General features: G+C 52.4%; 29 protein-coding genes and 1 pseudogene. 23 read left to right on the top strand and 7 right to left on the bottom strand.

Translation table 11 applies throughout. The features are described 5' to 3' along the window. Positions 1-27 precede the first annotated feature (27 nt). Together MTP37_RS09785 and MTP37_RS09780 are read left to right on the top strand one after the other, a co-directional pair. A complete protein-coding gene (locus MTP37_RS09785; protein WP_249237108.1) occupies positions 28-3,108 on the top strand; it encodes an ATP-binding protein in 3,081 nt (1,026 codons plus the stop codon). Positions 3,109-3,143: 35 nt separating this feature from the next. After that, a complete protein-coding gene (locus MTP37_RS09780) occupies positions 3,144-3,839 on the top strand; it encodes a hypothetical protein (protein WP_249237107.1) in 696 nt (231 codons plus the stop codon). Here MTP37_RS09780 and MTP37_RS09775 read toward each other — a convergent pair. The 5 genes and pseudogenes from MTP37_RS09775 to MTP37_RS09755 all read right to left on the bottom strand — a co-directional run bounded on the left by MTP37_RS09775 (position 3,826) and on the right by MTP37_RS09755 (position 7,502). Next, positions 3,826-4,350 (bottom strand): hypothetical protein, encoded by a 525-nt coding sequence (locus MTP37_RS09775; RefSeq protein WP_249237106.1) that lies wholly within the window; start codon positions 4,348-4,350, stop codon positions 3,826-3,828. The genes MTP37_RS09780 and MTP37_RS09775 overlap by 14 nt on opposite strands. A gap of 44 nt (positions 4,351-4,394) precedes the next feature. Further along, positions 4,395-5,111, bottom strand: a pseudogene (locus MTP37_RS09770) (relaxase/mobilization nuclease domain-containing protein); the annotation flags it as partial. Next, complete coding sequence (locus MTP37_RS09765) at positions 5,041-5,451, bottom strand: hypothetical protein (protein WP_249237105.1); 411 nt, start codon at positions 5,449-5,451, stop codon at positions 5,041-5,043. The pseudogene MTP37_RS09770 and the gene MTP37_RS09765, both read right to left, overlap by 71 nt. After that, entirely contained in the window at positions 5,444-5,731 is a 288-nt protein-coding gene (locus MTP37_RS09760) for a sigma factor-like helix-turn-helix DNA-binding protein (protein WP_249237104.1), read from the bottom strand. The genes MTP37_RS09765 and MTP37_RS09760 overlap by 8 nt, the downstream gene beginning before the upstream one ends. Next, complete coding sequence (locus MTP37_RS09755; RefSeq protein ID WP_249237103.1) at positions 5,667-7,502, bottom strand: recombinase family protein; 1,836 nt, start codon at positions 7,500-7,502, stop codon at positions 5,667-5,669. The genes MTP37_RS09760 and MTP37_RS09755 overlap by 65 nt, the downstream gene beginning before the upstream one ends. A 159-nt stretch (positions 7,503-7,661) precedes the next feature. Between MTP37_RS09755 and MTP37_RS09750 the strand changes: the two genes are divergently transcribed. From MTP37_RS09750 to MTP37_RS09685, 15 genes are all read left to right on the top strand, one after another. Beyond that, on the top strand, positions 7,662-8,621 hold the full coding sequence (locus MTP37_RS09750) for a replication initiator protein A (RefSeq protein WP_249237102.1): 960 nt from the start codon (positions 7,662-7,664) through the stop codon (positions 8,619-8,621). Positions 8,622-8,723: 102 nt separating this feature from the next. After that, on the top strand, positions 8,724-9,362 hold the full coding sequence (locus MTP37_RS09745; protein WP_097771470.1) for a YczE/YyaS/YitT family protein: 639 nt from the start codon (positions 8,724-8,726) through the stop codon (positions 9,360-9,362). A 236-nt stretch (positions 9,363-9,598) separates the two neighbouring features. After that, on the top strand, positions 9,599-10,126 hold the full coding sequence (locus MTP37_RS09740) for an isochorismatase family protein (RefSeq protein ID WP_055191168.1): 528 nt from the start codon (positions 9,599-9,601) through the stop codon (positions 10,124-10,126). Positions 10,127-10,136: 10 nt separating this feature from the next. Then, on the top strand, positions 10,137-10,664 hold the full coding sequence (locus tag MTP37_RS09735) for an O-acetyl-ADP-ribose deacetylase (RefSeq protein ID WP_236131315.1): 528 nt from the start codon (positions 10,137-10,139) through the stop codon (positions 10,662-10,664). Between the two features lie 84 nt (positions 10,665-10,748). Then, positions 10,749-11,414, top strand: coding sequence for a DNA/RNA nuclease SfsA (gene sfsA, locus MTP37_RS09730; protein ID WP_249237101.1), 666 nt, complete (start codon positions 10,749-10,751; stop codon positions 11,412-11,414). A 78-nt stretch (positions 11,415-11,492) separates the two neighbouring features. Beyond that, the gene (locus tag MTP37_RS09725) at positions 11,493-12,218 is read left to right on the top strand and encodes a MerR family transcriptional regulator (RefSeq protein WP_249237100.1); all 726 of its coding nucleotides are present in this window, start codon (positions 11,493-11,495) and stop codon (positions 12,216-12,218) included. Between the two features lie 105 nt (positions 12,219-12,323). Beyond that, complete coding sequence (locus MTP37_RS09720; protein ID WP_149793754.1) at positions 12,324-12,701, top strand: desulfoferrodoxin family protein; 378 nt, start codon at positions 12,324-12,326, stop codon at positions 12,699-12,701. A gap of 533 nt (positions 12,702-13,234) precedes the next feature. Then, on the top strand, positions 13,235-13,513 hold the full coding sequence (locus MTP37_RS09715; protein WP_236131313.1) for a helix-turn-helix domain-containing protein: 279 nt from the start codon (positions 13,235-13,237) through the stop codon (positions 13,511-13,513). Positions 13,514-13,803: 290 nt separating this feature from the next. Beyond that, positions 13,804-14,094 (top strand): helix-turn-helix domain-containing protein, encoded by a 291-nt coding sequence (locus MTP37_RS13220; RefSeq protein WP_396344254.1) that lies wholly within the window; start codon positions 13,804-13,806, stop codon positions 14,092-14,094. 69 nt (positions 14,095-14,163) lie between these two features. Continuing rightward, on the top strand, positions 14,164-14,487 hold the full coding sequence (locus MTP37_RS09710) for a multidrug transporter (RefSeq protein ID WP_249237099.1): 324 nt from the start codon (positions 14,164-14,166) through the stop codon (positions 14,485-14,487). Between the two features lie 28 nt (positions 14,488-14,515). Continuing rightward, positions 14,516-14,977 carry a 2-thiouracil desulfurase family protein gene (locus MTP37_RS09705; protein ID WP_249237098.1) on the top strand — a complete coding sequence of 154 codons (462 nt, stop codon included), beginning with the start codon at positions 14,516-14,518 and terminating at the stop codon, positions 14,975-14,977. Next, entirely contained in the window at positions 14,962-15,738 is a 777-nt protein-coding gene (locus MTP37_RS09700) for an HAD-IIB family hydrolase (RefSeq protein ID WP_249237097.1), read from the top strand. The genes MTP37_RS09705 and MTP37_RS09700 overlap by 16 nt, the downstream gene beginning before the upstream one ends. A gap of 57 nt (positions 15,739-15,795) precedes the next feature. Beyond that, complete coding sequence (locus tag MTP37_RS09695; RefSeq protein ID WP_249237096.1) at positions 15,796-16,245, top strand: low molecular weight protein-tyrosine-phosphatase; 450 nt, start codon at positions 15,796-15,798, stop codon at positions 16,243-16,245. A 12-nt stretch (positions 16,246-16,257) separates the two neighbouring features. Then, positions 16,258-16,845, top strand: coding sequence for a pentapeptide repeat-containing protein (locus MTP37_RS09690; RefSeq protein WP_249237095.1), 588 nt, complete (start codon positions 16,258-16,260; stop codon positions 16,843-16,845). Between the two features lie 12 nt (positions 16,846-16,857). After that, complete coding sequence (locus MTP37_RS09685; protein ID WP_055185766.1) at positions 16,858-17,310, top strand: aminoacyl-tRNA hydrolase; 453 nt, start codon at positions 16,858-16,860, stop codon at positions 17,308-17,310. An 80-nt stretch (positions 17,311-17,390) separates the two neighbouring features. On the opposite strand, the gene MTP37_RS09680 is transcribed toward MTP37_RS09685, so the two are convergent. Further along, positions 17,391-17,756 (bottom strand): alpha/beta hydrolase, encoded by a 366-nt coding sequence (locus tag MTP37_RS09680; protein WP_249237094.1) that lies wholly within the window; start codon positions 17,754-17,756, stop codon positions 17,391-17,393. Between the two features lie 14 nt (positions 17,757-17,770). Beyond that, positions 17,771-18,652 carry a DUF5131 family protein gene (locus MTP37_RS09675; protein ID WP_396344180.1) on the bottom strand — a complete coding sequence of 294 codons (882 nt, stop codon included), beginning with the start codon at positions 18,650-18,652 and terminating at the stop codon, positions 17,771-17,773. Positions 18,653-18,766: 114 nt separating this feature from the next. Here MTP37_RS09675 and MTP37_RS09670 point away from each other — a divergent pair, with 114 nt between their 5' ends. The 6 genes from MTP37_RS09670 to MTP37_RS09645 all read left to right on the top strand — a co-directional run bounded on the left by MTP37_RS09670 (position 18,767) and on the right by MTP37_RS09645 (position 24,368). Continuing rightward, complete coding sequence (locus tag MTP37_RS09670; protein ID WP_249237093.1) at positions 18,767-19,798, top strand: macro domain-containing protein; 1,032 nt, start codon at positions 18,767-18,769, stop codon at positions 19,796-19,798. Positions 19,799-19,889: 91 nt separating this feature from the next. Further along, positions 19,890-20,549: a vWA domain-containing protein gene (locus tag MTP37_RS09665; RefSeq protein WP_249237092.1), complete on the top strand. Its 660-nt coding sequence runs from the start codon at positions 19,890-19,892 to the stop codon at positions 20,547-20,549. A gap of 14 nt (positions 20,550-20,563) precedes the next feature. Next, positions 20,564-21,367, top strand: coding sequence for an ADP-ribosylglycohydrolase family protein (locus MTP37_RS09660; RefSeq protein WP_249237091.1), 804 nt, complete (start codon positions 20,564-20,566; stop codon positions 21,365-21,367). 233 nt (positions 21,368-21,600) lie between these two features. Next, positions 21,601-22,065, top strand: coding sequence for an Hsp20/alpha crystallin family protein (locus MTP37_RS09655; protein ID WP_005932430.1), 465 nt, complete (start codon positions 21,601-21,603; stop codon positions 22,063-22,065). A 180-nt stretch (positions 22,066-22,245) separates the two neighbouring features. Next, on the top strand, positions 22,246-23,985 hold the full coding sequence (gene ade / locus MTP37_RS09650) for an adenine deaminase (RefSeq protein ID WP_249237090.1): 1,740 nt from the start codon (positions 22,246-22,248) through the stop codon (positions 23,983-23,985). Next, complete coding sequence (locus MTP37_RS09645; RefSeq protein ID WP_256469132.1) at positions 23,985-24,368, top strand: DUF2200 domain-containing protein; 384 nt, start codon at positions 23,985-23,987, stop codon at positions 24,366-24,368. The genes ade and MTP37_RS09645 overlap by 1 nt, the downstream gene beginning before the upstream one ends. Positions 24,369-24,418 lie beyond the last annotated feature (50 nt).

Below are 24,418 nucleotides of genomic sequence, written 5' to 3'. Positions count from 1 at the left end.
GATGTTATAGGCTTCAAGGAGAAAAATATGTTACGAACAGCAGATGAAAAAGCGAAAGGCAGCGCAGAGCTTGCGCCGCCTGAAGTTTTACGATATTTACAGGATGAACGTTTTCATTATTTGACTGCACCTGGAAAAGAGAGACAGGTCGTTGATCCAAATGCGACAAAGCGATATGGCAATGCCGGGATCGGAAATGAGGAGATCTTCCTCTATCAGATCGAAGAGATCACCTATGATGACAAGGATCATGCACCAAGAAAAGAAGCACTGGAAAACGTGCTCAGCGCAGTCAGGGTCCCCGGTTACAATTTTATTTATCTCCTGATGGGCGATTCGCATGGCGTGAAATTTTACTATGGCCTGAATCGCGTGGACTCAGATGCAATGCCGGAGATCCAGAGACTGAATGTGCCGGAAGTCGGTGAAAGTATCCTGAAAGCCAGTCTGGAAGGAAATTTTCGTGGCTGTAAGATCAAAGAACCCAGTACGACAGAAAAAAACAACGTGTTGGAGAAGGTTCGTACAAAAAAATTCGTTTCTCGTATCGAGGGCGTAGCTGGAAGCATCAAGGATAACGAAGAATTTCAAGGTGTGGATCGTCTGGTGGATGTAATGCGCGGCAACGATTTCTGCGTCCTCATTGTTGCGCAGGCGATCCAGCCGGAAGAAATTGCTGCTTTGGAACAGAATCTGCATGAGGCCTATTCGGAACTGAACACCTACGTTAAGGTGAGTTTGCAGGACGGAAGCAACAGCGGACGCAGCAGCTCCAGCACAAAAACAGATGGAACAACTAAGGGCAGCTCAACTTCCACGGCAAAAAGCAGTAACACTTCAAATGGGACCAGCAAGAGTACTGGGAGCAGCAAGAGTACGACGAAGGGAACTTCAGGCAGCGGTTCGAGCAGTACCTCTAACAGCGGCACGGAAGGGAGCAGTCACAGCGAGCAGACCGGGAAGTCGGAGACGAATGGAGAAAATTCCGGTACATCCCATTCGGATTCCGTACAGAGCAGTAAGTCTGTAGGGGAATCTACCAGCGTCACGAAAGAGCATCTGAATAAATGCGCACAGGAATGGATCAAGTATTGCGATGACGTGCTGTTTCCTCGCATTGATTACGGCCGCGGCAAAGGCCTTTTCATGACGGCTTTTTATGTGATGTCCGAGTATGCAACATCTCAAATCAAGCTGGAAAACACCGCATTGTCGCTTTATTCCGGAAAACAGGGGAATCGTGTTCCTCTGCGTGCATTCCGAATCTCAGGCCGAAGCGATAGCAACGCAAAGAATCAAATCGCTTTTATGAAACGATTCCAGATCCCAAGCTGCTCCGTTTATGATACAGCGGAACAATGCAAAGCCAGAACATTCTTGTCGCAAAGCGTTCGCCCGGACAGGACTGCGCTTATCAGCAACTGGATCTCAACAAATGAACTGTCCGTCATTGCAGGGCTTCCCCAAAGGGAAGTCATCGGGATGCGTCTGCAAAAGCAGGTGGAGTTTGGTCTGAACTATTCCGTTCCGATGCAAAAAAATCAGATCGAACTGGGAACGATGGTTCAGGATGGAATCGATGTGGACAGGATGCCGGTTTATCTGGACAAAGAGATACTGGATAAGCATATTTTTATTGCTGGTGTGACAGGAAGCGGAAAAACGACGACCTGTCAAAAGATCTTGCTGCAAAGTGGGCTGCCCTTCCTTGTGATAGAACCGGCAAAGACAGAATACCGCATTATGAAGAAATATCCCGCCTGTGAAAATCTTCTGGTTTTTACGTTGGGAAATGATGACGTTGCCCCATTTCGGCTGAATCCGTTTGAATTTATGCCGAAGGAAAGCATCACATCGCACGTGGATATGATCAAAGCCAGTCTGGAAGCGGCGTTTGATCAGGAGGCCGCAGAGCCTCAGATCATTGAAGCAGCACTTTACCGCTGCTATGAAAACTGTGGCTGGGACATTGCAAACAATTACAACACAAAATACGATGATCCGTTTGCAGATGGCGTTCATGCGTTCCCGACGATCAATCAATTTTTGGATGTGGTTCCTGAAATTGTCATCGAACAGGGCTTTGACGAGAGGCTGAAGGACGAATATATTGGTTCGATCCGCGCCATGCTCCAGAGCCTGACGCTTGGTGCCAAGGGGGCAATGCTGAACACGCCGCGTTCCATTGATGTTGATGCGCTGCTGGATAAACAAGTGGTTCTGGAACTGGAGAATATCCGGAACGGAAATGAAAAAGCATTGATCATGGGCTTTATCATGTCTGCTCTGAATGAAGCGATCCGGGAAAGGTACCTGAAAACAGGAAAAAAGCATTCTCACATCCTGCTTGTCGAAGAAGCTCATCGTCTTCTGAGCAAGTACACAGCTGGAGATAGTAAAAATAAAAAGCAAGGTGTGGAAACCTTTTCCGATATGCTGGCGGAGATCAGAAAATATGGGGAGTGTCTGATGATAGTGGATCAGATCCCAAACAAGCTGGCATCAGAGGTTCTGAAGAATACGAATACAAAAATAATCCACCGCATATTCGCGCAGGATGATAAAGAGGCTGTGGGCAACACGATTGCCCTGAATGATGAACAAAAAAGCTTCTTGTCCAATCTCGATACGGGAAGAGCGGTCGTATTCTCGGACGGTTATGGTCAGGCAATGCTGGTTCAGGTCAAGGGAGAGACCAGCACGGATGACGCGCCTTTGAGCGATGCGCTCCTGACCGAACGAGTCCAGCAATATTACAGTGGAGAATGCAAACGAAAAATATTTATGCCTGTTACAGGCAAAGGCAATGAAAAAACACCGGGAGACGTGTGGAGGTTTATCCGAAGTGATATTCCCAATCAGATCATAAGGCTGTGGAGAAAGGAGAGAAAAGAAAAAGATGCGTGGTATAGAAGAGACTATGCGGAACTGCTGAAAAAGTCTGTGGAATCCGGATGGGTCACTTTGGAAGACATTATCAATTGGATCTCTTTTGGAGGTGAAATACCAGAAAACAGCAGGTCGGCCATAAAAGAATTTTTCAAGTCCTATATGGAGAACGATGCTGTGGAAAAAATCAATGGATCGTCAATAAGAGGAGTTATGTAAAACGTAATGTGAAAATGTAACGGAGGAATAATACTATGGGCTTTATAGATGCGATTTGGTCTCTTGGTACAGCCGTGGTTTCGACGTGCGCTAAAATTGGCGGTGAAGTGATGTCGGCAGTTGGAACTTTTGCTAAAGATTTGGTGACCGGGCCGATTCCGGGTATCATACCGAGTATTGTACTGGGAAAGATCCTGACGCTGGCGATCGACGTGATCAGCGCGGTGGCAGGCGCATTAACAGAAAAACCAAAGGAAGAAACGCCGGAAGAGATCGGATTGAAAGCAGAAATGGCAGATAAAAAGCCGGAAGACTTTGATTCGATCAACGATTATATTGAACATCTGCGGAACGATATCAAGGTCGATGAAGAGCGTCTCAAGGAAATGGATGAAAAAGAAAGAGCAACCTATGCTGCGATCGGCGCAGGGTTGTATGTAAAACAGGTGGAAGAAAAATATAATATAGAACTTCCGCCGGAGTTCTGGCACAGTACCGCAGAACTGAGGAATGAGGGCAAAATCTCAGAAGAAATGCCGAGTGACTTGATCGAATTCATGAAGGAGCATGGAATCGAAAGCGGCGCGACTTTTTCGGATTATCTTTCGGGAAAACTTGGTATCGGAAGCGAAGACCAGCAAAAAATGTATGATGCACTCAAGGATACCTATCGGAAGGAATATCCGGATGCAACGGATAGTGAGTTGAACTCTAAAATCAATACTCTCTGAAAACGGCTTGAGCTTCTTTGGCAAGCAATGCAGGCTGGTACCAGTCTGCGATTTTTGAATCTGATTTTTTCAGAATCAAATTCAAAATGCTTGTTGGACTGCGCCCAAACCCCTTACGTTCTGCATTCGGTGGATGCAGGCTGCGCGTTCCTGCGGAACGCTTCGATGTCGTATCAATGCACACTTCCTCCGCAAATCCGGGATGCTTTTTGACGCAAGCGTCAATAGCATCGGCAGGCCGTTCGTGGTAAAATGAACACGTTGTGTGCCTGACGCGCGAAACGGAGAGGACGATGCAGGAATGGAACAGCTTTATCTGATGCCCGGCGAAGAACGCTACACGAAATTCAGGGACGCGGACGGTGTGCCGAAAATTCATTATACTTATTGATCCCTGCACGGCAAGCTGTTCAACTGCACCTGCAAGTCCATGGACGAAGCGCAGCGGCTGTGCGAAGATTGGCTCGTGACCCAAGACCGCTGCTATCGCAATTAAACGAAAAAATCCCACCGGGAACCCGGCCGAAACGGCTGGATTCTCGGTGGGATTCTATTTTATCGGGACTGCTCGTTCGATGGAGCGTCTTTTTCCTCAAAGAACATCTCGATATTTTTCTGCGCCCGGAGAAGCTGCTGCATCTTCTCGCGCGCTTTGCGGTAGTCTGGATACGCTGACCTTTTCTTTGTCATCAGGTCAGCGTACGCAATGTTCAACTCTTTTGCTTTTGGCAGCTTTTTTAACCCAGCATCGTCAAAAGCAGCTTTCGCTGCCTTGTGCAATGTGATTTCTTCCCGGTGGTCTTCCAGAAATTTCTTGCTGTATCCGGTCTTGCGGTAGGTATCATAGACCGAGTGTGTCCGGGCATAATTGACGATGTGCGTTTTCAGCACGGCGATTTCTGCTATCCGGGATTCCGCAGCCTTGATGGAATCACCCAACTCGTGATATTTTTCAGTTGCCTCCACTGCGCATTCTCGCAGTTCCTCCGTGCTGTTGATCTTCTGCTCATGCAAGAAAATCAGGGTCTTGGACATTTCTTTCAGGTTGTGCTTTTTTGCCCAACGCGTGTAACCACCGCCTTTGCCCTCGGCCAGCTTTGCCTGAATGTCCACGAGCAACTGGAACGGCTGCTCCTGCGGCGACTGTTTCGGACGCGGATGATGTTCCGCTTTTCCAGCAAGCACAGCCTTGATTTCCTCTTCACTGTATCCCTCGCCCAGTGTTTTGAAACGGATGAAGTGTTTCTGTCGCGCTCCTTTTACGGAAGTGTATGCCCAGTTGCTCAAAGGTAATCACATCGTCCTTGCGCTCATCGGAGCGCAGTTTTTCCAGCTTGGTTTCCAGCGTTTTCCGGGTCTTTTCCATCTGTTTGATACTGAAATTCTCACCTGCATGGGCTTTCAGTTCGTTGATGGCGGCAAGGGTCTCATCAATTTGCTCCTGAATGATGCGCTCCTGCCGCTCAAAGGACAGCGGGATGCGCTCAAACTGGCTACTACCTTTCGGATCAGTAATTACATATGAACTATGACATTGTAAAAGATAAAGGAAAATCAAAATGGACGATAAACCGTTGAAACATATATGTACAATAGTGAGGATGCTATACATAGCTCCGGCTGATGTTCAGAAGCCCGGCCACCTCCAGCTGGGTCAGCGGCGGCTGGCCGGCAAGGCCATACCGCAGCAGGATGATCTGCCGTTCCCGGGCGGGCAGACCGTCCAGAAGCAGTCTGGCCTGGCGGATCTCGTCCTGCTTTTCGCAGGTCTCCTCCATGCAGAAGCTGTCCTGCAGAACATCGGCCAGAGTCAAAGAGGAAGCCTCATCAGATTCCAGCGTTTCCTGCAGAGAGATAGTGCCGCCGGTCTTGCGCTCCCGCCGGAACTGCATCCGGAGCTCGTTTGCTATCCTCACCCGAGCGAACGCCGGATGGAGAATCGGAACCATCTCCACCGCCCTCGGGGTCATTCTCGTCCTCTTCCGGGTCTACCGGGAAGGTGGTCCAGTCGATCTCATCCTCCGGTGAACCGAAGAGCACCACATGAGCCACTTTGCCGTCCCACACTACCTTGCGCACCACCGTGCGGATGGCAGCACGCTTCTGGGTCACGGTCATATCGTCGATGTTGTCGTGGAACACGGTCAGCAGCTGCCGCATCACGTCAAACTCGATGCCGCCCAGAACACCGTTGTCGGTGAGGCTCTCCAATTCCCGGATGCGGGAACTCAGGGCGGCATCCTGACCGTTCAGTTCCTCGATGCGTTTTTTCAGGTGGACAGCAGCGGTGCTGTCGCTGAAGTCAGCCAGCGAATCGATCAGTGCATTGATCTTCCGCTGCGTCTCGGCCTGCTCTTTGCGCAGGGTGGAAAGCTTGGTCTCAAACTCGGAGCGGTTGCCTGCGTGGGCGGACTTTGCCTTTTCCAACTGCTTCATAAAGTCGCTGGAATGGTCGGCAAGGTGCTTGACCTGTTCACAGATGGCAGCATCCAACAGATTGCCGTTGGCATTGGGGACGCTGCAAAGCTTCCGGCGGCTGCGCTCCTTCAGTTTGCACATATAGGGAAAGACCACCTGCCCGTCGGCAGTTTTGCGCCCGGTGACCTTCGGGTACATCCGGCTGCCGCAGGAGCACCACAGCAGACCGGTGAGCAGAGCTTCGTTGCCGCGGGACTTGTGGTAGGATTTGGATTTGTTCCGTTCCAGCGACTCCTGCACCCGAATCCACCGGTTCGAGGAGATGATGCCGGGATGCTCGCCCACCGAAACGATCCATTCGCTGATGGGATTGTAGACCGTAGCACGGCCTTTTTCCTGGTCGCTGCGGTTGTAGGCCAGCACGCCGCGCACACCGTCGAAATCGGACTCCGGGGCGAACAGCTCTGCCTCATTGTCCACAAAATACTGATAGGCATCCTTGTCTGCAATCAGGTAGACAGGATTCTGCAAAATCGACTTGATGGAAAACCGGGTGAACGAACGCCCGGTTTTTGTTTTGATGCCCTGCCGCAGCAGCTCGGTCTCGGTCATGGTCAGGGAATCATACTGCTCGTAGAGGTCGAAAATTTTGTAGATGATCTCGGCTTCGTCCGGCAGCAGCTTGAGCTTACAGGCCTTTTTGGTCTTGCCGTCCACCGTGATGCTCTTGACGCTCTCGGAAGCATAGCCCGTGGGGGTGGTGCCGCCCAGCCAGCGCCCGGTCTTTGCCAATTCGTGCATGTTGTCCCGGATGCGCTCCGCGATGGTCTCACGTTCCAGCTGACTGAACACCGATGCGATGTACATCATCGCGCGGCCCATGGGGCTGGACGTGTCAAAACTTTCACGGATGGACACAAAGTCGATGCCCAGCCGTCCCAGTTCTTCAATCAGGCTGGAAAAGTCGCTGATGTTGCGGCTGATGCGGTCCAGACGGTAGACCACAATGGCCTTGAATTTCCGGTCCTTGGCCGCAGTCATCATCTTTTTGAAATCCGGGCGGTTCAGGTTGCCGCCGGAAAAGCCCTCGTCCTCAAAGACAACGGCATGTTCCGCGGCAGCATCGCCGTAGTGAGTGCGGATATATTCGCGGCAGAGGTCGATCTGATTTCCGATACTTTCGCCCTTGCCGGTGTAGCGGGATTTGCGGGAATAGATGGCAATGGTGTCGGCAGTTTTGGCCATAAGATACTCCTTTCCTGCTGTCCGGTGGCCGTAGATGCGGCTATTGTAGCATGGCAGGCCATCTTTGTAAAGAAAAATAACGATAGTCATACATATTTCATCATACTACGAACGGAGGTGTCAAGGATGTGACAAGGCAGAACAAGCGAGGAAGTCAGGATGTTTGACTATTTCTATGGGCAGTCGGGCGAGATGTTCTCGTATTTCCGGGTGCCCAAAATTTTATTCCGGGACATAAAATTCAAGGACCTGTCCACCGATGCCAAAACGCTGTACGGCATCCTGTTGGACCGCATGGGGCTGTCGGTGAAAAACGGATGGCTGGATGAGCAGGGAAGGGTGTATATCATTTTTCCTGTGCAGGAAGTGATGGATGCACTGGGCTGCGCAGACAACAAGGCAACCAAACTGTTCCGGGAATTGGAAAAGTTTGGACTGATTGAGCGCAAACGGCGCGGGCTGGGAAAACCAAATCTGATTTACGTCAAAAACTTTGCAGACCCGCGTTTCCGGAATCGTGAAAAGAACGGTTCCGGTGCCGCGGATTCAGCGCAGCAGGAAACGGCAAAATCACGAGGAAATAAGACTGAGTGGAATAAAACCGAGGGGAGTGAACCTGATCCTTTCTCTTCCGACGCGGAAAGCGAACCGAATGAGCGCACACGGCTGAAAGCGTATTTTATGCAGTCGTTGGAGGTGGACTTGCTGCTCCGGGCCTGCCCGGATGAGGAGGACACCATCCATCAAATCGTGAATCTTCTGGTGGATACCTGTTCTTCGAAACGCAGAATGCTGCGGGTGGCAGGGGATGACAAGCCTGCGGAGGTCGTGCGCAGCCGATTCATGAAGCTGAATAGGGCCTTTGGTTCGGCCTACTTTTTGGAGCTGGGCCTCTCGTGCCAGCAGCTCGAACAGAATATCCCGGCCCTCTTCACCGACCCCGCGTGCGGCCATGGGCTGCGGGCGAAAGGCTTCGTACAGGACGAGAACGGCTGGGTGGAGCTGAACGCCACCGCCGACGGCCTGACGGTAAACGCTATCCCCAAGGGGCAGGAAGTGCTCATCGTGATCGGGGAGGGGCTGGAGAAAGAACGGATTGAGGTGAGATTAAAGGGATAAGGCGGATCCCCCGTATATCGTTGTATCTTTCCATAAATAGTTTGTCTCCCGCCCAAAGTAGGCGTATAATAGGGGAAAAGAAACGCTAAAGGAGAATCCCCTATGAACGGCACCGCATTGCGCAAACCGACTGCCCGGCGGGTGGTGGGCATGGTGGCGGGCATCGTCATCATCGCCCTTGGCATTGCGCTTTTCAAGCAGTCCCACCTCGGCAACGACTCCATCAGCGCCCTGAACATGCGGCTGGCGGAGCTGCTCGGCATCTCGCTGGGCACCCAGAACCTGTGCACGAACATCCTGTTTTTCCTGCTGGAATTCTGGTTCGGGCGCAAGTACATCGGCCTTGGCACCTTCGTCAACGGCATCTGCATCGGGTACATCGTCACGGCGTTCTATGACCCCATTCACGCCCACTTCGGCGACGCGCCGTCGCTGGCGGTGCAGTTGGCGTGGGTCATCGCGGCGGTGCTGGTTACGGCGCTGGGCGCTTCGCTCTACCAGACCGCCGACCTCGGCATCGCGCCCTACGATTACCTTTCCCTCGGTCTGCGGGACTACACACCCTGCCCGTACTTCGGGTGCCGCATCTTCACCGATGCGCTCAGCGCCCTGCTGTGCTGGCTGCTGGGTGGCCTTGTGGGCCTTGGCACCTTGATCTGTGCGTTCTGCCTTGGGCCCTTCATCCAGTTCTTCGATCGGACGTTCTCCCAGAAGGTGCTGCAATACAAACCGAACAATTGAGAAACCCCGCGGCGTCAAATCATACGCTGCGGGGGTCTTTTTTATTGCTGCCGTTAAGCAGAAAATGAAAATGAAGGAGATCTATCTTTCAAAACCGCCTGTGGACTGCTACGGCGATGGGGAGCCATAACAAACCCATCAGACAGGCTTTGGAAGAAGTGAATTTTTCGAATCTGCTTGTAGAAAACGGCGGTCTATGGTAGCATGAAATCAAAGAAAAACAGGAGGGCTTACACATGGTTTTACTGGTTGTGGATACACAGAAAGGTATCGTGGATGAACGCCTGTATGCGTTTGAAAAGTTTGTCAGCAACATCAGGAAACTGATCCGGACTGCCCGCGAACAGGGAATCGAGGTCGTCTATGTCCAGCATGACGATGGGCCCGGTACAGGCTTTTCCATCGGAGACGATGAATTTGAGGTCTATTCCGGGTTTGCGCCGCTGCTGACTGAAAAACGGTTCGTCAAAACCGTATGCAGCGCGTTCAAAAAAGAAAGCGGTCTGCTGGAATATCTGACGGAAAAGGGCGAAAAAGATGTGATGGTCTGCGGTATCATGACGGACTTCTGCATCAATGCAACGGTGGAGGCGGGCTTTGAGCATGGCCTGCACATGATCGTTCCTGCCTATGCAAATTCCACGCAGGACAACGAGTATATGACAGGGGAGCAGAGCTACCACTATTACAATGAATTCCTCTGGCCGGACCGCTATGCCGATTGTGTGCCCATGGACAAGGCGCTGGAGCTGCTCAAAAAGTGAGGTGTTTACAATGATTTCTGAAAAAGTAAAAAATCAGATTCAAGTGGTGCAGGGTGATATTACCAAACTGGACTGTGACGGCATCGTGAATGCGGCCAATCGCAGTCTGCTGGGTGGCGGCGGTGTGGATGGTGCCATCCACCGGGCAGCAGGGCCGGAACTGTTGGCGGAGTGCCGCACGCTGCACGGTTGCCGCACCGGAGAAGCAAAAATCACTAAGGGCTACCGGTTGAAAGCAAAGTATATCATTCATACAGTAGGGCCGATTTATTCCGGCACAGCAGAGGATGCCGCGCAGCTGGCGGACTGCTACCGCAATTCGCTGAACCTTGCCAAAGAGCATGATGTCCATAGCATTGCGTTCCCGGCAATTTCGACCGGCGTGTATGGCTACCCGCTGGAAGATGCCACGGAGATTGCAGTCAAAACAGTGGCACAGTGGCTGGAAGATCACGCGGATTACGCCATGCAGGTGATTTTCTGCTGCTTCGATGCCCGGACGGAGCGGGTGTATCAGGCAAGAACTCTGCAACAGTGAAAGCGGCAGGATGGTCGTGGAACTGTATCTTGGTAAACAGGATGGGCATGGCTCCCGAATCCTGTACTGAAAATGGAGTAAAGATTGAAATACAGAGAAATCGCAGACGGCATTTTTGTTGACCGTCCCAACCGCTTTATTGCCCATGTGGGAGTGAATGGAGCAGTGGAAACCGTCCATGTCAAGAACACCGGGCGGTGCAAGGAACTGCTGCTGCCCGGTACGGCGGTTCGGCTGGAAGTGTCGGACAACCCGAAACGCAAAACAAAATATGACCTTGTGGCGGTACATAAGCAGGGGCTTGGTTGGGTCAACATGGACAGTCAGGCACCCAACAAGGTAGTAGGAGAGTGGCTTGCAAAACAGGGCTGCGACTATATCAAGCCGGAATTTACCTATGGGAAGTCCCGCATCGACTTTTATATGGAAAAGGGCGAGCAAAAGTATCTGATGGAAGTCAAGGGTTGCACACTGGAAGTGGACGGTATCGGCTACTTCCCGGATGCACCTACCGAGCGCGGCGTGAAGCACCTGCACGAGCTGGCGCAGGCACAGCAGGCAGGGTATCGGTGCGCAGTGGCTTTCGTGATTCAGATGGAAGGCATCACCGAGGTGCGGCCAAATGTCAGCACACAGCCGGAGTTTGGTACGGCACTGGCCGAAGCAAAGGCCGCAGGTGTGCGGGTGCTGTTTCTGCTCTGCCGTGTGGGGCGTGACAGCTTGGAAATCGCGGAGCAGAGGGAAGGCTGAAAAATTTTTCAGAAAACCTCTTGACCCTGACGCAGCGTCATAGCGTATACTGTGGCTGTCGCAAGGGAGGACAGCAAGATGATGACAGTGAACGAAGTGAGCAAGCGGACCGGAGTGAGCATCCGGACCCTGCAATATTACGATAAAATCGGTCTGCTGCGCGCGGCGGGCCGTACCGAAGCAGGCTATCGGCTGTATGACGATGCCGCGCTGGAACGTTTGCAGCAGATCTTATTGTTCCGGGAACTGGAATTTCCGCTGAAGGACATCCAGAAAATCGTGGAGAATCCTGCTTTTGACCGGCAGAAAGCACTGGAACAGCAGATCACACTTCTGACATTGAAAAAGCAGCATCTTGAAGATCTGATCGGCCTTGCGCAGAAAATTCGATCCACAGGAGGAATGGTTATGGACTTTACCGCATTTGATACGCGGAAGATCAAGAAGTATACCGAGCAGGCCAAAAAGGAATGGGGCGAAACGCCGGAATACAAAGAGTTTGAGGAAAAAACTGCCCATAAGACCGAGAAAGAGGTCAAGGACATGAGCAGTCAACTGATGGACATCGTGGCGGCATTCGGCGGGATGCAGAGCAAAGACCCGGCGGACTCTGAAGTGCAGGCACAGGTGAAGAAGCTGCAGGAGTTTATCACAGAGCACTACTATAACTGTTCCAAGGTAATCCTGAATCAGCTGGGGCAGATGTATGGGGCAGGCGGAGCATTTACGGAAAACATCAATGCTGCCGGCGGTGCCGGTGCCGCAGAATTTGCGCAGAAAGCCATTGAGATTTATTGCAAGTGAGCCCAAAAACGCTTTGCGTGATTCAGTTACAGAAATCATAAATAGGAAATGTTATCATATAGATACAAGAAACACACCGATAACATTCCAATGGAGGATTTCGATATGAAGGCAAAGTTTTACATCTGCAATCACTGTGGCAACCTCGTCACTACCATCCATAACGCAGGCGTTCCACTGGTCTGCTGCGGGGAGAAAATGAAAGAGCTGGTTCCCAATACGGTGGAAGCCAGCGGCGAGAAGCATCTGCCGGTGGCAGAGCTTTCCGGCAGTCGTCTCACGGTCACAGTGGGCGCGGTGGAGCACCCCATGGCGGATGTTCACTATATTCAGTGGATTTTTGTGGAGACTGAGAACGGCGGGCAGATCCGCTATCTGAATCCGGGGCAGGCTCCCAGCACTGTTTTTGAACTGGGCAGTGAAAAGCCGGTGGCCGTTTACGCATACTGCAATCTGCATGGGCTCTGGATGACGAAACTCTGATACAATCAATGCAAACGGGGAGTGATTTGATGTCACTCCCTGTTTTTTGATGAGAACTTTATGCGGTTCTTTTGGTTCGGAACTGTGTATAAATGGGATGGATAAAATGAGTAGGCACACTATATGCGTTTGTTAAACGCTGACAGCATTCAATTTTTTGCGTGGAATCGTGAAAATGAGACCTGTGAAAAACATAGAAAATTTGATATGGTTGCGCTGCAAACTAAGACATATTGATGTTTTTGAAACGAGTTTATAGTGAAACATGTGTAATTCGAGTGCAGATATTCATTCTTGTGAGTTTGTTGTGTGAATTTGTCACGTTCCGCCGCAAAAAAAGGACTTGACGGAAAAAATACTCTGTGGTAATTTATGAGCAAATTCGCTTTTGTGAAATAAAGTTGAATTTGAATCCGCATGCATTATCCTGGTATGCGGAAAAGGAGAAAGCATCTTTATCGCAGGGAGGATTGCAAACAAAACCCAGTTCCTCCGCCCAAACCGCTGCGTAGCAGCAGAAAGGACGACCGAATATGAGTTATGACAAAGTGCAAGTCGGCAACAGAATCCGCGGAAGCCGCCTCGAAAAAGGCTGGACGCAGGAACGGCTTGCAGCAGAAGCTGAAATTTCAGTGCAGCAGCTTCGTGCATTGGAAAAAGGACAGCGCAATCTGGGAGTAGACCACTTGGGACGCCTGTCGGATGCAATGGGAGTCAGCAGCGATTTCCTGCTGAAAGGTTGTTCTGAAAACAGTACATTGGTTTGCAAGATGCTGGATGACCTCAAGAAAAAATTGCAGCCGTCAAAGTAAATCGCAGAAAAATGAGCGGTTTTGCCGCAAAAACAGTATATTTTAGCGCTTTACAGCAATGAAAGTACTTGATATAATATCGCCATGGCGCAGGTTTCAGTTGCGCAAGAGGGAAAATTGCCTGAAATGCATTAAAGGCTGATAATACTCCGGGAGCTGCTCACAAGAGCAGCTCCATCGAGTCGCGGTCATTGTGCATTTTCAAGCTGAAAACAGGCCGGGACTCGGAAAAGGAGTCTCGGCCTGTTTGTGTTTCCGGCGCAAAGGAAAGGATTGAACAATGCGATTTGATGCAAAAGAATTCGGCGGACGTATCCGCGATTTGCGGAAAAAGAAGGGGGATTACACAGGAACAGTTGAGTATAATGCTGAACGTTAGTGCGAACCATCTTGCAAAAGTTGAAACGGGAAGCCGCTGCTGCTCGATTGAGTTGCTGCAGGATTTTTCGTCCTGCCTGAATGTCAGAACGGACTATCTGCTGAACGGAGATGCACCGCATAACAACCATCTGAGGGAAAGACTGACGTTTCTTGCACAGGAATTAGAAAAGATTACGGCGGACCTCCCGGTATGGGGATAGGAAAAGCAAAATCCTCTTTTTCAATGCCCAAAAGCGTGGTAGAATAGAGCTGAAACGGAGGACGTTGCAATGGACTGGTCGAAGGCAAATTGGAAGCTGTTTTGTGCGTGCATCGGGGAATGGCAGGAAACATATATCAAACGCTTGAATGAGCAATATATCGAAATTTTAAGCGGAGACGGTTTGGCTTCGGATAAATTCTGGAAGTTGAATCAGCGCATCCAAGAGGATAAGAAGAATCTTGGTGTAAAAATGTCGCTTCGTAAGCCGGATATCGCACTGACGCTTGTCAATCTGTTGAATGAGAATGTTATCTCATTGGATGACCTGAACGGGTTCAGCAAAGAATTGCAAGAAAACGTAAAGCAATTGAAGATAAGACTTGTTGAATGAGAATGAAAAGGAAAATTACTACGCAACAATGAAGATTCTGGTCAGCGCCTGCCTGCTGGGCGAAAACTGCAAATACAGCGGCGGAAACAATTACAATCAGGCGGTCTGTGATTTTGCGCGGGGGCATCAGGTGGTTCCGGTCTGTCCGGAGGTTTTGGGCGGCCTGCCCACACCGCGGTGCCCGGCGGAAATCGTGCAGGGCGTTGTCACGAACAAAGAGGGCATCAATGTGGACCGGGAGTTCCGGGCAGGTGCAGCGAAAGCCCTTGCCATTGCAAAAGAAAATGGGGTGGAGCTTGCCATCCTGCAATCCCGCAGCCCCAGCTGCGGCGTGAAGGAAATTTACGACGGAATGTTTTCCGGTACAAAAATCTCCGGACAGGGCGTTTTTGCGAAAATGCTGATGGACGAAGGCGTCCGTGTTCTGGATGCCGGGGAATTGCCTAAAATTATCTTGAAAAATGAGGACGGAAAATGTCAATCAAACTGATTTGCAGCGACATTGACGGTACGCTGCTGCAATACGGCAAAAAGGAACTGGAAGACGAGATCTTTGAGCAGATACGGGAGCTGCATCGGCGCGGTATTTTGTTCTGCCCGGCATCCGGCCGGCAGTATACCAGCCTGCGCAAGCTCTTTGCACCGGTGGCAGACTGCTGTGTGTTTCTTTGTGAGAACGGCGGCGTGATCTATAAAGACGAACAGTGCATCGCCAAGAACCCGATGCCCCGTGCACTGGCCGAAGAAATCGCCAACGACCTGTGGACCCGCAGCGACGGGCAGGGCGAAGTGATGCTCTCCGGTCAGAATACTGCATACCTGATGGAGCGGGGTCTGGGAATGCTCAAGCGTATTCAGTTCATCGGGAACAACTATCAGATCATTCATGCCCCGTCTGAGGTGCCGGAGGAGATCACAAAAGTATCGGTGTATCTGCACGAAGGCGTAGAATCTTACACGGAACGGTTTGTCCCACGATGGAAAGAGGCGAACTGCGCTGTGGCAGGGCCGTACTGGATCGACACCACCTTTGCCAACAAGGGCATCGGTGTGCGCAGCATCTGCAAGACTCTGGACATCGCCCTTGCCGATGTGATGGCTTTTGGCGACAATTATAACGATGTGTCGATGCTGGACATTGTGGGTGTGCCCTACATTATGGATGGTGCCGCCGCACCGCTGCGGGAAAAGTACCCGAACCATACACCCCGCCCAGAGGATGTGCTGCGGGAGTTCTTGAAGCAGAACTGAATTTTGCACGCATGTGTGCAAAATTCAAAATGATACGATATAAGGAAATATTTTGACATGACGAAAGTGCTTTTCATCTGCCATGGCAACATTTGCCGCAGCCCCATGGCGGAATTTGTGATGAGGGACTTAGTGGAAAAGGCCGGGCTTTCCGACCAGTTTGAAATCGCATCCGCCGCCACCAGCACCGAGGAAATCGGCAACCCGGTCTATCCGCCCGCCCAGCGGAAGCTGGCCGAGCACGGCATCTCCTGCGAGGGTAAAACCGCCCGGCAGATGACCCGGAGGGATTACGAAACCTACGATTACCTGATCGCCATGGATCACAACAACCTGCGCAATATGGCGCGCTTTGTGGGCGGCGACCCGGAGCATAAAGTGTCTCTGCTGATGGATCATACCCGTCGCCCCGGCGATGTGGCCGACCCATGGTATACCGGGGACTTTGAAGCTACCTGGCAGGATGTGCTGGAAGGCTGCACGGCCTTGTTGGAAGAACTGCGCTGACAGGAGAATTTTATGACAGAGCGTTATTGTGAAGGTGAACGGTTTGCTGACCTGTCGTTCACCGAGGAGACTTTTGAGGACTGCGACTTTACCGACTGCGTGTTTGTGGATTGCTCCTTTACCAAATGCGAACTGAATCATACCACGCTGAACGAGTGCAAATTCGTGCGGTGTGAGATCACAGGTCTGCGCAGTACCCATTCCTCGGTGCAGTCGCTGGATTTTGAGGACTGCCGCCTGAATGAAATCGAGTGGGCACCGCTGATGTCCAACGGTGCCTTCCCAGACCCCATTCACACGCTGAAAGAGTGCAGTCTGAAATATAACACCTTCACCGAAATGAACTTTAACCGTTTCAACTTTTCAGACGGAAACGAGATCGTCGGCTCTATGTTTGCCAAATGCGAGATGCAGCTGGCGAATTTCAAGGGAGTGGAACTTCACGAAACGGAGTTCTACCAGTGTGATCTGCGCAAGGCGGATTTCCGGGATGCTACAGGCTATAAGGTGGACATTCTGGGCAGCCGCCTGAAGGATGCGAAATTTTCCCTGCCGGAAGCGGTGAATCTGCTGGCAGATTTGAAGATCAAGCTGTCGTAAGAAGGAGAAAAAATGCGTCAACTCATCATTGCACGAAAAGACCTGCAGATGTCTCCCGGTAAGCTGGCGGCGCAGTGCTGCCATGCTTCGCTGGCATTCCTCACCGACCCCATCGGCATGGGACAGGGCGTGGAACCCATTGAGAAAGACGGAGAAATTACCGGCTATCGGGCAGAAATCATGTTGGATAAGGCAACTTACGAAGAGTGGTTCGATGGCTCTTTTACCAAAACTATCTGCGGGGCAAAGAACCGCAATCAGCTGTTGAAAGCAAAGACCATTGCCGAAGAACTGGGGCTTGTGGAAAACAAAGACTTCTTCCTTATCCGGGATGCCTGCCACACCGAGTTGGAACCGGAAGAATTTGATGAAAACGGAGAAGGCATGACCCTGACCTGCATCGGTTTCCGCCCGCTGCCGGATGAAATTGCACATCAGATCAGCCATAAATTTCATTTGTATTGATTCCTGATTTACGGAATACGAAAGAAAGTCCCGGCCATTCTCCTGTGATTTGCAGGAAAATGGTCGGGATATTTTGCTTTTTATTGAAGAGTCATCCACGCCGCCAGTGCACCCGCTGTCTGCTGTTGCTGTTCCTCGGCGGAGATAACAGGCGCGCCGTCGCCCTTCTGGGCACCGTAGCTGCCGAATCCGGCATGACAGCCGCCGTCAATGACCGTTTCGGTAGTGTCCTGCGGAAGATTTACGCGGTCGGCTTCGTACTTTTCGCGGTTCAGTACGCCGTCCTCGCTGCCGTAGGCGGCATAGACCCGCAGGCCGCTGTCGGTCAGGTCTGCGTGGTAGTAGTCGCTGACGTAAACGCCGGACGCAACGCAGACGGCCAGCAAAACAGCCAGCAGGCAGAGGAACACTCTGCGGGGAAACGATTTTTTCTTCTGGTTCTTCATAGAACTCCTTTATTTTATAAGCATTTTCCGCAGTCACTGCAGCCGTTGCAGATCAACTTGCTGCCGCAGGTCTCGCAGTTTGCGCGGAAATGGGGCACATAGAGATCTTCCTGCGGGATAGGGTAGCCCCAGTCGTCCACGAGGTCAAAATGAATGGGCCTGCCCTGAAAATTCATGCCGGATTTACAGGCCATTCGGCTTTGCAGCTGCTTGTTTGGCAGGTGGTAGCGCCTGCCGTCCTTGATGAACACGGTGCCGGTCTCGATAAAGCAGAAGGTTACGTTGGCATCCACGCATTCCTGCCGGAGAGACTTGACCCAATCGAAATTGCAGGGGCGGGCACCATCGTAGTTTTCGCCGCCGCAGATGACCTGCTCGATTTGCCCGGCGGTAAGGTACTGCCGGATGCTTACTGGCCCGATGAAGGGCGCGCACATGATGCCCTTGTGCTTGAAGGGCAGGTCAAACAGAATGGGAATGCGCTCATCGGCGCGGCGCTGATTTTCACAGGTGACGTTGAAAAAGATGTTGTCCCAACCGCTGCCCCAGTCCGGCGGCAGGCACTCCCGTACCCGCTGCGGCCGTTTGGTGAGCAGAAAAAACACCACATCGCTGCGCTGGCGCATGATGTCCCACGCCTCAGCCCGCCACGGGTCGGCTTCTTCCAAGAAGAAATCCGACGTCATGCAGACCCGGATCTGCTCGCCACTCTGGATTTTGTAGTGTCCGGTGCGGTCTTTCTGGAGCGGGTAGGAAAAGCCGCTTTTCGTTTTGTAGATCTCGGCCCCGTTCTGGTTCCGCATCCGGTCGAGAAAATACATGTAGCAGTTCTGACAGCCCTCACTGCACTTGACGCAGCCGTGCCATGGATTCCAGATGTCGTGCAGGAAGCTCACCTTCTTTCGGTACCTATTATTATAATAGCTGCGCGGACAGGAAACAAGAGCACCCCTTGCACCGCCCCGCCGGATGTGATAGGATGAAGAAAACCATGTGAGGGAGGAACTACCATGCCGTTTCTGATGATCCGCAACGACATCACCAAGGTAACAGCGGATGCCATCGTCAACCCCGCCAACCGGAACCTTTTGCAGGGCAGCGGCACCAGCCGCGCCATCTATCAGGCGGCAGGGGAGCAGGAGTTGACCGCCGCCGGTGAAGCCATCGGGCACTGCGAGCCGGGCAGGGCGGTGTGTACCCCGGCATTCGGGCTGCCCGCAAAGTATATCTTCCATGCGGTCTGCCCGGCATGGCACGGTGGATTTTTTGGCGAAGCAAAACAACTGGCTGATGCGTACCATTCTGCACTGGAATTAGCCGCAGAGTACCACTGCGAGAGCGTGGCCTTTCCGCTGCTGTCCAGCGGGAACTATGGCTACCCCAAAGAACAGGCCTTCCGCATTGCGGTGGACACCATCACGCAGTACGTCATGGAGCACGACCTGACCGTGTATCTGGTGCTTTACGACCGGGGCTCGCTGGCCGTGAGCCGGAAGCTGTTCGCCTCGGTGGAGGAGTACATTGACGACCACTATGTAGCACAGAACGATGAAAGCTACGGATTTGGCCGTCGGCGCAGGGAATTGGCAGAGCGGCGGAGGCTTCTGGAAGAAGATGCCGCCGTGCCGATGCTAGGTGCAGTTCCGGCACCCGCCGCGGCACCCAGGACAGCCCGCAGTCTGGAAAGCCTGATGGACAACCTTGGCGAGAGCTTCACCACCCGGCTGCTGCGGCTCATTGACGAGCGGGGGCTGAAAGACTCCACCGTGTACAAGCAGTCCAACATCTCCAGGCAGCACTTCTCCAAAATTCAGTGCAATCGCGACTACAACCCCAAAAAGAAAACGGTGCTGGCCTTTGCGGTTGGGCTGCACCTGTCCGAAGATGAAACCATCGACCTGCTCAAGAGTGCGGGCTATGCCTTTTCGGATGGCTCCAAGCGGGACTGGATCGTGCGGTATTGCCTGGAACACAAAATCTATAACATCAATCAGGTCAATACGCTGCTGTTTGAATACGATCAGGAACAGCTGGGTGCGTAATTTGTCGCCTGCCCGTTGACCTTTTGCCCTCCGGTTTGTGGTATCCTTTTGCCAACGAAAGCGATACACCACAAAACGGAGGGCATTTATTATGAAGAAAAATCTTACCGAGCTTGTTTTCATTCTGGACCGCAGCGGTTCCATGGGCGGGCTGGAGCAGGACACCATCGGCGGGTTCAACGCCATGCTGACCCGGCAGAAGGAGCAGGAGGGCGAGGCCAACGTGACCACGATCCTGTTCGACCATGAGGTGCAGCTGCTGCACGACCGTTTCCCACTGAAGGCTGTTGCACCGCTGACCGAAAAGGACTATTACGTCCGGGGCTGTACGGCGCTACTGGACGCCATTGGCTACGGCGTGGAGAAGATGGCGAACATCCAGCGCCATCTGCCGGAGGACGAGCGTGCCGAAAAGGTCATCTTTGTCATCACCACGGACGGGCTGGAAAACGCCAGCAAACGGTTTAGCTATGAGAAGATCCGCCGGATGATCGAGCGGGAAAAAGAGCAGTACGGCTGGGAGTTCCTGTTCCTCGGTGCCAACATGGACGCTGTGAAGGAAGCTGCCCGCTTCGGCATCTCGTCCGACCGGGCTGTGCGGTTTGAGAATGACGCACAGGGCGTGGCGGTCAACTACCACGTTGTCAGCGAGGCAGTCTCCCGGATGCGGGAAGCACCCTGCTGCGCGTCCATCGGCGCAGAGTGGAAAGAACAAATCGAAGCTGATTTCCAGAAGCGGCATCACGGGTAAGGGAGGAAACAGCCATGTTAGGAGCAATCTTGGGTGACATCGTGGGCAGTCCCTATGAATTTGACCACAACAATTACAAGCACAAGGATTTTCCGCTGCTGAGCGAGAAATCGCACTTCACCGATGATACCGTCATGACCGCTGCGGTGGCAGTTGGTCTGATTGACGGAAAGGGTCTGCCGGAGAGAACATTTTGTGCAGTGCAGCATGAAATGCGGTTCTGGGGCCGTGAATATCCCCATGCCGGTTACGGCGGGATGTTCCGCCGGTGGCTGCACGCAGAAAATCCGAATCCCTATGGCAGTTTCGGTAACGGCTCGGCTATGCGGGTGTCGGCAGCGGGCTGGCTGTTCGATACGCTGGACAAAACGCTGGAAATGGCAAAAGTGACCGCTGAAGTCACCCACAACCACCCGGAGGGCATCAAAGGCGCGCAGGCCACGGCGGCAGTGATTTTTCTGGCCCGTACCGGCCACAGCAAGCCGAAAATCAAACAATATGTGGAGCAGACCTTCGGTTATGACCTGAACCGTACCTGCGATGAAATTCGGCCGACCTATCATCATGTGGAGACCTGTCAGGAAACTGTGCCGGAAGCAATCATTGCTTTTCTGGAAAGCGTCAGTTTTGAGGATGCACTTCGCAATGCGGTCTCTCTGGGCGGCGACAGCGACACCCTTGCCTGCATCACCGGCGGCATTGCCGAAGCTTTTTACGGGATGCCGCAGGAACTGCGGGACGAGACTTTGAAACGTCTGCCGGAGGATATCCGGGAAGCATATGAACTGTTGTGCTTCATGATTGCCAAGATGATATAAAATACGATGATGCGACTGAATTTTGAAAAGATTGCATGGGATTTTATAAAAGTATTATTCTTTTATGAATTTTAGCACTCTTCTATTGACACTGCTAATTAACGGTGCTATAACAGTGGCGTGCTCAGGAGGAAGGGCAAAAGGAGAGCCGCAAGGCTCCCCGGAAAGCCCTTCTGAATGGACGCTTCAGATTTTTTGCCCCGACCCGAACGCCGGGATTGGAGGAATGATTTATGCTTATGCCGACTGTTTTCCATGAAAACCTGTTCGATGATTTCTTCGATCCGTTCTGGAATGACGCTGCACTGGAACGTATGATGAACCGTGAGGCTCGTGATACCTTTGGTAAGCGCGGTGCAAACATGATGAAGACCGATGTCAAACAGACGGACAACGGCTACGAAGTAGCGGTTGACCTGCCGGGCTGCAAGAAGGAAGACGTTCAGATGGATCTGAACGACGGCTACCTGACCATTCAGGCAGTGCGCAGCCACAGCAACGATGAAAAGGATAAGAAGGGCCGCTATCTGCGGCGCGAATCCTTCTCCGGCACCTGCGCGCGCAGTTTCTACGTGGGCGATGTGAAGAAGGAAGACATCCACGCAAAGTTCGAGGATGGCGTCCTGCACGTCGAGCTGCCTGCTCCTCAGCAGACGAAGGCTTTGCCTGAGAACCCGAACCTGATCGAGATCGAGTAAAACGCCGGTCGTGTGCGCCAAGGCACAACGCACATAAGGTGGCCCCGGAGAGCTGTAACAAGCCCTCCGGGGCCATTTTTGTTTCCCGACATCTTTTCCGTAGCGGCAAGGCGTGGTAGAATAATGGCAGAACCAATCCACAGGTGAGAAAATCGAACTTCAGAGAGAGGAGATGTTTCTATGCAGTCTGATGAGCTGAAACGCCGGATCTCGGCAGGCAGAGGAGATGCTTTGGCTGATCTGGTTTTGAAAAATGCCAGAATCGTCAATGTGTTTACCGATGAGATCGACACCGCTGATATTGCCATCAGCGGAAATTCGATCGTGGGCGTGGGCACGTATCATGGCCGGAAAGAAGTTGATCTGCACGGCAAATATGTCTGCCCGGGCCTGATCGATGGGCATATTCACATCGAAAGCTCCATGCTCTGTGGTCCGGCTTTCGAGCAGGCAGTGCTGCCCCACGGTACCACTGCAGTGGTCACAGACCCACACGAGATCTCGAACGTTGCGGGGCTGGAAGGCTTGGATTTCATGCTGGAAACGACAAAAAATCTGACCCTTTCGGTTTATTTCATGCTGCCCTCCTGTGTGCCGGCCACGGATCTGGATGAATCCGGTGCGGTGCTGAACGCAGAACAGCTGCGGCCTTACTACGGCAATCCCCGCGTGCTGGGGCTTGCGGAACTGATGAACGCCTATGGAACGGTGCGCTGTGACCCGAAGATCCTGCAGAAGATCCGCGACTGCACCGAAGCGGGAAAGATCGTGGATGGCCATGCGCCGCTCTTGAGCGATAAGGACCTGAATGCTTATATTGCGGCAGGCGTTCAGTCCGATCACGAGTGCTCCAACATCGAGGAAGCCATGGAAAAACTCCGGCTTGGACAATATATCATGGTCCGGGAAGGAACGGCTGCCAAAAATATGGAGGCCCTGATGCCGCTGTTCCGGGAGCCCTATTGCAGCCGCTGTATGCTGGTGACAGATGATAAGCACCCCGGTGACCTGCTGGACAGCGGACACATCGATTCCAACATCCGTAAAGCGATCCGGCTGGGCGCAGACCCAGCAGTGGCCGTCAAAATGGCAACGCTGGTCCCGGCACAGTATTTTGGGTTCAAGCAACGCGGTGCCGTAGCACCGGGGTACCGGGCAGATCTGGTTGTGGTTCCTGATCTGGAATCCTTTACGGTCGAACAGGTTTACAAGAATGGCACGCTGGTGGCCGAGCACGGAAAAACGCTGAAACCCGCACCGTTTGACATCGACCGTGTGAGATTTTCCCACGTTATGGATTCCTTTGATCTGGATGAGATCACACTGCAGGACCTGGAACTTCGGGAAAGCGGGGAGCAGGAGCGTGTCATCTGCCTGAACCGGGGCGAGCTGCTTACGGAGGAAAAAATCATCCCGTTCCAACGGCATCCGGGCAAAGCTCCCGGTGTGGACCCGGAACACAACATCGTAAAACTGGCCGTTTTTGAGCGGCATCATCACTCCGGCCATGTGGGCATTGGCTTTTTAGGAAACTTCAGCCTGAAATGCGGAGCCGTTGCATCGAGCATCGCACATGATTCCCATAACCTGATTGTGGCAGGGGACAACGATACCGATATGATGCTGGCCGGCAACACCGTGCGGAAAAACAAAGGCGGACTTGCATTTGTGGCAGATGGACAGGTCGTGGCAGAACTTGCGCTTCCGGTGGCCGGATTGATGAGCACCGAAAGCGCAGAGAGCGTTGCGGCGAAAATGCAGGCGCTGAACGATGCCCTCAAGGCACATGGTGTAGCGGAAGACATCGGCATTTTTATGACCCTCGCCTTCGTCAGCCTTCCGGTCATTCCCAAACTCAGACTGAATACATACGGCATCATCGATGTAGCGCAGCAGAAAGTCGTTCCGGCTGTTTTTTAATAGGCAATAACAAAAATACTGCCGGAGACCGACCCGAATGGTCTGTCTCCGGGCCATTTGCAAAAATATATCCTATGCTGGTGGCAAAGGCAGTCCGCAAGGGGCGGACGCAGGCAGAAGTAGATGAAATTATTGGGTGGCTGACGGGTTACAGCGCCCCGCAAATTGAGGCTGCGGTGCAGAATGGAACGCTGTATGGAGATTTCTTTCGAGATGCTCCGCAGCTCAATCCGGACCGGGTGCTCATAAAGGGCAGCATCTGCGGCGTAAAGCTGGAGAGCATCGAAGAGCCGCTGATGAAGGAGATCCGCTATTTGGACAAGCTGGTGGATGAGCTGACTAAGGGCAAAGCGATGGAGAAGATCAAGCGGACAAACAAATGAGGAAAAGCAGCCTATTATACACCGACAGAGAATGTGGTATAATCCTTGAA

The organism is Faecalibacterium sp. HTF-F, from assembly GCF_023347535.1.
GTDB classification, from domain to species: Bacteria; Bacillota; Clostridia; order Oscillospirales; family Ruminococcaceae; genus Faecalibacterium; species Faecalibacterium wellingii.
This window is presented reverse-complemented; position numbering and strand designations above follow the sequence as displayed.

What these genes read in the sequence shown, in the direction of transcription:
- MTP37_RS09705 (WP_249237098.1), top strand. Translation starts at nt 14,516, where the DNA reads ATGAAGATTCTGGTCAGCGCCTGCCTGCTGGGCGAAAACTGCAAATAC.
- MTP37_RS09755 (WP_249237103.1), bottom strand. Translation starts at nt 7,502, where the DNA reads ATGGCCAAAACTGCCGACACCATTGCCATCTATTCCCGCAAATCCCGC.
- MTP37_RS09710 (WP_249237099.1), top strand. Translation starts at nt 14,164, where the DNA reads ATGGACTGGTCGAAGGCAAATTGGAAGCTGTTTTGTGCGTGCATCGGG.
- MTP37_RS09695 (WP_249237096.1), top strand. Translation starts at nt 15,796, where the DNA reads ATGACGAAAGTGCTTTTCATCTGCCATGGCAACATTTGCCGCAGCCCC.
- MTP37_RS09760 (WP_249237104.1), bottom strand. Translation starts at nt 5,731, where the DNA reads ATGCAGTTCCGGCGGGAGCGCAAGACCGGCGGCACTATCTCTCTGCAG.
- MTP37_RS09680 (WP_249237094.1), bottom strand. Translation starts at nt 17,756, where the DNA reads ATGAAGAACCAGAAGAAAAAATCGTTTCCCCGCAGAGTGTTCCTCTGC.
- MTP37_RS09685 (WP_055185766.1), top strand. Translation starts at nt 16,858, where the DNA reads ATGCGTCAACTCATCATTGCACGAAAAGACCTGCAGATGTCTCCCGGT.
- MTP37_RS09745 (WP_097771470.1), top strand. Translation starts at nt 8,724, where the DNA reads ATGAACGGCACCGCATTGCGCAAACCGACTGCCCGGCGGGTGGTGGGC.
- MTP37_RS09690 (WP_249237095.1), top strand. Translation starts at nt 16,258, where the DNA reads ATGACAGAGCGTTATTGTGAAGGTGAACGGTTTGCTGACCTGTCGTTC.
- MTP37_RS09700 (WP_249237097.1), top strand. Translation starts at nt 14,962, where the DNA reads ATGTCAATCAAACTGATTTGCAGCGACATTGACGGTACGCTGCTGCAA.
- MTP37_RS09740 (WP_055191168.1), top strand. Translation starts at nt 9,599, where the DNA reads ATGGTTTTACTGGTTGTGGATACACAGAAAGGTATCGTGGATGAACGC.
- MTP37_RS09660 (WP_249237091.1), top strand. Translation starts at nt 20,564, where the DNA reads ATGTTAGGAGCAATCTTGGGTGACATCGTGGGCAGTCCCTATGAATTT.
- MTP37_RS09750 (WP_249237102.1), top strand. Translation starts at nt 7,662, where the DNA reads ATGTTTGACTATTTCTATGGGCAGTCGGGCGAGATGTTCTCGTATTTC.
- MTP37_RS09720 (WP_149793754.1), top strand. Translation starts at nt 12,324, where the DNA reads ATGAAGGCAAAGTTTTACATCTGCAATCACTGTGGCAACCTCGTCACT.
- MTP37_RS09725 (WP_249237100.1), top strand. Translation starts at nt 11,493, where the DNA reads ATGATGACAGTGAACGAAGTGAGCAAGCGGACCGGAGTGAGCATCCGG.
- MTP37_RS09765 (WP_249237105.1), bottom strand. Translation starts at nt 5,451, where the DNA reads ATGTATAGCATCCTCACTATTGTACATATATGTTTCAACGGTTTATCG.
- MTP37_RS09780 (WP_249237107.1), top strand. Translation starts at nt 3,144, where the DNA reads ATGGGCTTTATAGATGCGATTTGGTCTCTTGGTACAGCCGTGGTTTCG.
- MTP37_RS09655 (WP_005932430.1), top strand. Translation starts at nt 21,601, where the DNA reads ATGCTTATGCCGACTGTTTTCCATGAAAACCTGTTCGATGATTTCTTC.
- MTP37_RS13220 (WP_396344254.1), top strand. Translation starts at nt 13,804, where the DNA reads ATGCAAAAGAATTCGGCGGACGTATCCGCGATTTGCGGAAAAAGAAGG.
- MTP37_RS09665 (WP_249237092.1), top strand. Translation starts at nt 19,890, where the DNA reads ATGAAGAAAAATCTTACCGAGCTTGTTTTCATTCTGGACCGCAGCGGT.
- MTP37_RS09735 (WP_236131315.1), top strand. Translation starts at nt 10,137, where the DNA reads ATGATTTCTGAAAAAGTAAAAAATCAGATTCAAGTGGTGCAGGGTGAT.
- MTP37_RS09670 (WP_249237093.1), top strand. Translation starts at nt 18,767, where the DNA reads ATGCCGTTTCTGATGATCCGCAACGACATCACCAAGGTAACAGCGGAT.
- MTP37_RS09785 (WP_249237108.1), top strand. Translation starts at nt 28, where the DNA reads ATGTTACGAACAGCAGATGAAAAAGCGAAAGGCAGCGCAGAGCTTGCG.
- MTP37_RS09715 (WP_236131313.1), top strand. Translation starts at nt 13,235, where the DNA reads ATGAGTTATGACAAAGTGCAAGTCGGCAACAGAATCCGCGGAAGCCGC.
- ade (WP_249237090.1), top strand. Translation starts at nt 22,246, where the DNA reads ATGCAGTCTGATGAGCTGAAACGCCGGATCTCGGCAGGCAGAGGAGAT.